The 7,230-nt window shown below is 39.4% G+C and carries 6 protein-coding genes and 1 pseudogene; 6 read left to right on the forward strand and 1 reads right to left on the reverse strand.

All coding sequences use genetic code 11. The features are described 5' to 3' along the window. Nucleotides 1–519, forward strand: a pseudogene (locus T499_RS14785) (ATP-dependent helicase); the annotation flags it as partial. A 3-nt stretch (nucleotides 520–522) separates the two neighbouring features. Then, a complete protein-coding gene (locus T499_RS0101120; protein WP_033149447.1) occupies nucleotides 523–1,128 on the forward strand; it encodes a DUF4391 domain-containing protein in 606 nt (201 codons plus the stop codon). An 11-nt stretch (nucleotides 1,129–1,139) separates the two neighbouring features. Here the strand turns inward: T499_RS0101120 and T499_RS14375 are convergent, their stop codons facing one another. After that, on the reverse strand, nucleotides 1,140–1,388 hold the full coding sequence (locus T499_RS14375) for a hypothetical protein (RefSeq protein WP_084162843.1): 249 nt from the start codon (nucleotides 1,386–1,388) through the stop codon (nucleotides 1,140–1,142). A gap of 150 nt (nucleotides 1,389–1,538) precedes the next feature. Here T499_RS14375 and T499_RS0101130 point away from each other — a divergent pair, with 150 nt between their 5' ends. The 4 genes from T499_RS0101130 to T499_RS0101145 all read left to right on the forward strand — a co-directional run. Beyond that, nucleotides 1,539–3,551, forward strand: a complete 2,013-nt coding sequence (locus T499_RS0101130; protein WP_033149449.1) for a site-specific DNA-methyltransferase — start codon at nucleotides 1,539–1,541, stop codon at nucleotides 3,549–3,551. A 37-nt stretch (nucleotides 3,552–3,588) separates the two neighbouring features. Further along, complete coding sequence (locus T499_RS0101135) at nucleotides 3,589–4,863, forward strand: abortive infection family protein (protein ID WP_198021223.1); 1,275 nt, start codon at nucleotides 3,589–3,591, stop codon at nucleotides 4,861–4,863. A gap of 22 nt (nucleotides 4,864–4,885) precedes the next feature. Beyond that, nucleotides 4,886–6,301, forward strand: coding sequence for a tetratricopeptide repeat protein (locus T499_RS13985; RefSeq protein WP_198021224.1), 1,416 nt, complete (start codon nucleotides 4,886–4,888; stop codon nucleotides 6,299–6,301). Then, on the forward strand, nucleotides 6,298–7,230 hold a 933-nt coding region (locus tag T499_RS0101145), incomplete at its 3' end, for a DEAD/DEAH box helicase family protein (RefSeq protein WP_033149450.1). The genes T499_RS13985 and T499_RS0101145, both read left to right, overlap by 4 nt.

The following is a 7,230-nucleotide window of genomic DNA, read 5'->3' on the forward strand; positions in this document are numbered from 1 at the left end:
ATGGATTTGGGACTGAATGAGTTCCGTATGGATTTGCTCGACTATATGAACAGCAACCATGATGTAGAGCATACGCCTTTTGGTCTGCATGCAGTAGTGCGAGGCAACGCTCAAACGCCTGCAGGTACCATCTTTGTGCTGAAGAATCGCACGGCAGGCGTCAACATCGACCATAAGAACCAGTTGCATCCATTCTATATGGTTTATATCTGTGACGATGGCGAGGTACAGGTAGATCATCTGCATCCCAAAGAGCTGTTAGATAAGATGCGACTCATCTGCAAACAGGTTTCAAAACCTGATGTAGAACTCTGCCATGAGTTTAATAAAGAAACGCGTGATGGCTTGCGTATGGGCAAGTATTCCGACTTGCTCAGTAAGGCCATCAATTCGATTATTTCCGTTAAGGAAGAATCAGATGTAGATAGTTTCTTGGAGGGTTTTGTAGGTGAACTGTTTGAGGAACATTATGTGGGCCTCGACGATTTTGAATTAATCTGTTTCTTAGTCATCAAGTAGCCTATGTACGGATTGCCACAAGCCACAATTATCAATCAGCCGCTCTTCAAAAAGACGGTGTTTGAGAAGTTCAACCTGAAAACGGTTGAGCGAGAGCGTTTTGATGCCGACATCAGTAAGATGGCATTGGTGGCTCGAATCTCTCCAGCCACCGTTCCTGCTTTGGCAGAAGGTCAGGAGATAAAAGGCTTCTATGTACTGCAAGTCACTCTGAAACATCAGGAATATGATGTTAAGAATATTCTGTTGCTCCAGAAGCTGATACCTCAGCAGATTGTTTATGCATTACAATTTGAGAATCAAACGCAGTTGTGCGTGTTTCATACTCGTTTGCAGCAGTCTGACTGGCGTGATACGGAATCAACGGAGATACCTCTGACGGGTTTGTCGCTCGATGAAGTATGGGAGAATATCGTTGCTGTTATTGGCGGTTTGGATGCTCAGGCAGAAGAATCTATCGAAGAGCAGATTATCAATCGCGAACAGCGAGAAAAACTGCTTCGCCAGATTGAAGCCCTCGAAAAGCGAGCCCGCACCGAAAAGCAAACCCGTAAGAAATACGAGTTACATCAACAGATTATAAAATTGAAGGAGGAAGCAGGGATATGATAGTCAACGCTTTATTTCCGCATCAACTTGATATACCATTCTTCATCAGGATAATGGCCACAATAATGTTTGCCGTCACCTCCCAAATCCCACTGTTCAACAATTTCCCATTGGCGAATCGGAAGAAGCTCGTATTTGCCTGTAATGATATAAGTAGCTTCTTTACGACGAAATTTACGATGGCTTATTTGCTTGCCTCGTTTCTGAGATTTGCAGCAGCACCAAGTGCAGGCTGGTGTCTTTTTTTTACTTTTACCCATAATGCTTGTAATGTTATGAGAGGTCGCATGCTCTTGATGCGCCACTCGGTTAAACATTACGAGGCAAAGGATTTTTTGAAGTGTATCATATGAATTGAATTTGAATTATGCCGCAAAATTAAGAATAAAAACTGAAATAACAAAATAAAGATGGAAAAATTAAATATGCAAACCACTGATGTGGTGGACGAGAATATCAAGCGAATAGGGGAAATGTTCCCTAACTGCTTGACAGAAGTGAAGGACGAAAAAGGGCGCCCTCAGGTGGCAATCGATTTTGACCAGCTCCGTCAGGAACTGTCGAAGAATATTGTGGAAGGCCCTGAGGAACGCTATCAGTTCACTTGGCCTGATAAGCGCAATGCCATCCGACTGGCAAATGCACCTGCCACAGATACCCTTTGCCCTTGTCGTGAAGAGAGCGTAGATTTCGACAACACGCAGAACCTCTATATAGAGGGTGACAACCTGCAAGTGCTGAAGCTTCTGCGTGAGAACTATCTAGGCAAGGTGAAAATGATATATATCGACCCGCCATACAACACGGGTAATGACTTTGTGTATAACGACAATTTTGATCAAGACAAGCAGGAGTATGTTCACAATAGTGGACAGTATGATGAAGATGGTCATCAGCTTGTCACAAATACAGAAAGCAATGGCCGCTTCCACACTGATTGGCTTAACATGATTTATCCTCGACTGAAAGTGGCTAAAGATTTGTTGAGTGAGGATGGTGTGATATTTATGTCAATTGATGACAATGAGTGTGATAATCTATGTAAAGTCTGTAATGAAGTATTTGGTGAAATCAATTTTGTAGCAAATATATCTTGGCAAAGAACATATTCACCTCGTAATAACTCTACTGGTGTTCCATTAGAGGTTGAGCATCTACTTTGTTATAGTAAAAATCCTAATTGGACACCAAATAAACTTCCAAGAACTGCAGAAATGGATGCTCGTTATGATAATCCAGACAATGATTATTGTTCCTGGAAAAGTGTTGATGCTAATGCTCCAGGAGCAATAAGTCACCAGGGTATGGTTTATGCTATTCAAAGTCCTTTTAACGGTAGACTTATTTATCCCGCCAAGGGGAGATGTTGGTGTTTCGCACAAGAAGATGTCTTTAATATCATGGCAGAATGGGGAGAATATGAATTAGTTGACATTCATGATGAATATCAACGCTCCATTATTTGTGGTGTTTCAGAATCAGATGTTAGAAAAGGAGTGAAATCGATTATGTTGAAAAAGTCACTAGAAGAAGCTAAAGTATTTGCAATTAATCGATATAATAAGGGTAGTTGGCCAAAGTTTTATTTTACGAAAAACGGACAAGGTGGCATAGCAAGAAAAACCTACTTGGATAGTGTTGATGGAAGAATGCCAACTAACTATTGGCCATATTCTGAAGTTGGCCATACGGATGAAGCAAAGAAGGAATTAATGAAATTGTTTAATGGAGAGAATACTTTTGATACCCCAAAACCTGTACGATTAATGAACAGGTTATTGAGTATTTCTACAAATAAAGATGACATAGTATTAGATTTCTTTTCTGGTTCTGCAACTTTAGCTCACGCAACAATCTATAAAAACCATGAAGATGATGGAAAACGTAAATTCATATTGGTTCAAATTCCAGAGAAAGCCGACAATCCTAATTATCCAACCCTTTGTGAGATAGGTAAAGAACGTATTCGTCGTGCCGGTAAGAAAATCAAGGAAGAGAGCCCGTTGACTACGCAAGACCTCGATACAGGCTTCCGTGTGCTGAAACTTAATTCTTCGAACATGCAGGATGTGTATTATACTCCAGCTGATTTCAACGAAAAAGACCTGTTTGAGGATAATATCAAGCCGGACCGTACAGAGGAAGACCTGCTGTTCCAGACGATGATTGATCTCGGCATTGAACTGTCCGCTAAAATCGAGCAAACGCAGATAGCTGGCAAGACGGTTTGGAACGTGAGCGATGGCTACTTGATGGCTTGCTTTGATGAGGCTGTGAACGAGACCACTATCACCGAAATTGCCAAACAGCAGCCATATTACTTCGTGATGCGCGACAAGAGTCTCGCCAACGATAATGTAGCCGATAACTTCGAACAGGTTTTCAATCACTATAGTAAGGACACTATCCGCAGAATCCTATAAGTCATTAATTGGTTTAAAACTTTAGTCCAATTTTAGTATGAATAGAATTACAAATTTGACTCGCAGGGATATCATTGAAGTGCTTATTGTTGGCATCGATATAGATATGTTCATTGAGACAAATCACTATTATTTCAACTTTTGGGGAAGAATGACAACGGTAGAATTCCTAAACAGGTTGTATTCATTGAAAGATCTTCCTTCTTTGGACTCTCGCTATAAAAATGCTGAAGAAGATATTCGTGCCCATACAATGTTAAATCCCGATGACTATCCAAACAATTGGCTTTTTGTTGATGAAAGATTTCCATTAATGAATGGAAGTGATGAGGATTTCTTGCTGTTTATGTGCGAAATTTTTCATCCAGAAGTTAGAAATGAAAAAGTAGATTGGAAGACTTTCTTAAATAAAATAAACGACTTATTGCGAAAAGATGATTACGAGTTATATCCGAAAGGTCAAATATCTGGTAGAGATGTTTATGGTTGGAAGGATTTAACAGCTAAACGGTTTTATAGATTAAAAGAAAATGAGATTACTTGTTTTTTGCAGTTATTTAACCGTGGAGGCTATGTTTTGAACTTTAGCACACCGGAATTTGATAGCTTTACAAAGAAAATTGTTAATATTGGATTGTGTTCCAGATATGGGCTTTCTAAAGGAAAGTCTCTTGAGTGTTTTGTCGATGATGGTACTGAAGCGGAGGTAATTAAATTGTTTAATGCTCTCATGGACCATTATGAAATGCAGCCAGAGTATATAAAAGAAATTAATGGAAACGATAAATGGAATTCCCTTTATAAAAAATGTAAAGAGATTCTCAGTAGAGTTGCTAGTGAACCAACTATTCTGATTGAGCATGCAGAGCATCTAAAAGAGAAGTTCTCTAGTGACTTTCTTACATCAGAAATTGATTTGATGTATAAGATGCAAAAAGATAATCCAACAGAAGCAATTGGTAAAGCAAAAGAACTTATTGAGAGTTGTTGCGAGACCATCTTGGAAAAGAGTGGAATACCTTTAAATAAGGATTGGAAGTTAAATAACCTTGTGGATGAAACTATGAAATTATTAGAAATAACTCCAAAGTATATTCCTGACACAGTAAAAGAGGCGAATGCAATAAAAGGATTACTTGGTAGTTTAAAAGGTATAGCATCTCAAATTGCAATTATTAGAAATGCGTATGGGAGTGGACATGGTAAAAGTGCATCGTATAAGGGGCTTCAAGAACGCCATGCAAAATTGGCAATAGGCAGTAGTATAACCCTGGTAAACTTTTTATGGGATTCATTTGAAAGAAAGAATTAAATTAACGAGTAATATTATTAATATGAAGCTAAAATATACATTAGTCATTATGATGTTGGTGGGATGTCTGAGTATTATGGGGCAACCGTCAAAAACTGTTTTAGTGCAAGGACAACCTAAGAACATTCCAGCACAAGTCAACATTAATCAACAAGAAACCATTTTGAAGTTGCAAGCAGAAAACGAGGCGATGCAAAAGCAACTTGAAAAGATGGAAAAAGAGATTGAATTATATCGTGGGGATGTGAGAACCAAAGTAGCAGAACTAGACTACGCCCAAGATCGTTGGTTGAATAAATTAGCTATTATTATGGGATTGATAGGTGTCGTCCTCGGTATAGCTGCACCATATTTTATAAATAAGGATAATAGTAAACGCTTGGAAAGTAGATTCTCTGAGATGAAAGAAGATTTAAAGGATCAAGTTCTACAAGCTAAAAATCAGGCATTAGCAGCTACAGGTCAAGCAAATAATGCCAAAAAAGCTTTTGAGCAAATACAGACCCAAGTTAATTCTGTTTCAGAACAAGCAAATGCTGCTACACAACAAGCAATGATTGCAACAGATCAGGCAAGACAGGCAAAGCAGGCTGTTACAGATATAGAAGTGATAAAAACACATATTAACAAGATTGAGGAAAAGATTAATGCTGATACAATTGCTGCTGAAAAGGCTGCAAAGGAAGCTAAGGCTAATCAGATTTTTACTTCTGCTGTTAATGAGAAAGACCCGTTGAAAGCTATTGAATTATATAATCAAGCTGTTGAGCTTAAACCTGATTATTATGAGGCATATTGTAATCGGGCTCTTAGAAAATATGATATACATGACCAAACTGGTGCGTTGGCTGATATAGACAAAGCTATTGCTTTGAAAAGCGATGATGGTGACTTATATTTAAATCGTGCAATTATAAAAGATAATGGCGGTGATTTGGGAGGCGCCTTGGTGGATTTAAATAAAGCAATTTCCATAAAACCTTATGATGCAGAAATATTTTACAATAGCGGAATTGTAAAAGATGAACTGGGGGATAAAAAAGGCGCATTGTGTGATTACGATAAAGCAATAGATATAAACCCTGATTACGCTATGGCGTTAAATAATCGTGCTAATATTTATTTGGAATTAGGAGAACTTGATAAAGCACTTTGTGATGTGAATGTAGCTATAGAAAAGGCTTCTAATGATTGTTATTGCTATGATACACGTGGTCAAATATATATGGCAATGGACAGATATGATGATGCGTTGAAAGACCTAAACCATTCTTTATCTTTAGATGGTAATTACATAGAGGCTTTAGAGAATCGTGCACAATGTTTCCGTAAATTGGCAGAAGAAGAGCAAGACCATGCAAAGAAAGATGATTTGCTTGCAAAAGCAGAAGCCGATGAACAAAAGATAGTATCGTTAAAGAAAGAGAATAAAGCATGAAGTTTAAGTTTAAGATACAACAATACCAGACAGAGGCTGTGGAGCAGACGGTAAACGTGTTTGCTGGGCAGCCATCGAAAACGAATGCGCAGTATCGTCGTGACTTGGGTAAAACCAAAGGGCGAATTGTGTATGAGGAGGAATATGTGGGATGGCGAAATGCGGATGTGGAACTGAGTGACAAGCAACTGCTTGACAACATCAAACAGCTGCAAGTGGATGGCAACATCCCACAGAGCAAACAGCTAAGTAAGCCTGAAGGTCTTGGCGCCTGTTCGCTTGATATAGAGATGGAGACTGGTACGGGTAAAACCTACGTTTATATCAAGACGATGTTCGAAATGAACAAGCGTTATGGCTGGTCGAAGTTTATCGTCGTGGTGCCCAGCATTGCTATTCGTGAGGGCGTATATAAGAGCTTCACGATGCTGGAAGAGCACTTCATGGAACAATACAACAAGAAGGCTCGCTTTTTTATCTATAACAGCTCGAACCTGACGCAGATAGATTCATTCAGTAGCGATGCTGCTATCAACGTGATGATTATCAATACCCAGGCCTTTGCACGCGACTTCAAGGAGGATGCGAAGAATAAGGTCAGTCTGATTATGTACACCAAGCGCGACGATTTCCAGAGTCGCCGACCTATTGATGTGATATCTGCCAACCGTCCTATTATCATTATGGACGAGCCACAAAAAATGGAAGGTGCTGCCACACAGCGAGCGCTGAAGAACTTCAAACCGCTGTTTGTGCTGAACTATTCGGCTACACACAAGACATCGCACAACTGCATCTATGCGCTGGATGCCTACGATGCCTATTGCCAACGACTGGTAAAGAAAATCCAGGTTAAGGGTATCACACTCCAGAACCTGATGGGCGCACAGGCGTATATCTATTTCGATAGTATCGTGCTCTCAAAGAAT

Origin of the sequence: Prevotella sp. RM4, assembly GCF_000701965.1 — a bacterium.
Classification (GTDB): domain Bacteria; phylum Bacteroidota; class Bacteroidia; order Bacteroidales; family Bacteroidaceae; genus Prevotella; species Prevotella ruminicola.

Excerpts from the sequence above, each read along its gene's own strand:
- T499_RS0101135 (WP_198021223.1), top strand. The coding sequence starts at position 3,589 with ATGAATAGAATTACAAATTTGACTCGCAGGGATATCATTGAAGTGCTT.
- T499_RS0101120 (WP_033149447.1), top strand. The coding sequence starts at position 523 with ATGTACGGATTGCCACAAGCCACAATTATCAATCAGCCGCTCTTCAAA.
- T499_RS13985 (WP_198021224.1), top strand. The coding sequence starts at position 4,886 with ATGAAGCTAAAATATACATTAGTCATTATGATGTTGGTGGGATGTCTG.
- T499_RS14375 (WP_084162843.1), bottom strand. The coding sequence starts at position 1,388 with ATGGGTAAAAGTAAAAAAAAGACACCAGCCTGCACTTGGTGCTGCTGC.
- T499_RS0101130 (WP_033149449.1), top strand. The coding sequence starts at position 1,539 with ATGGAAAAATTAAATATGCAAACCACTGATGTGGTGGACGAGAATATC.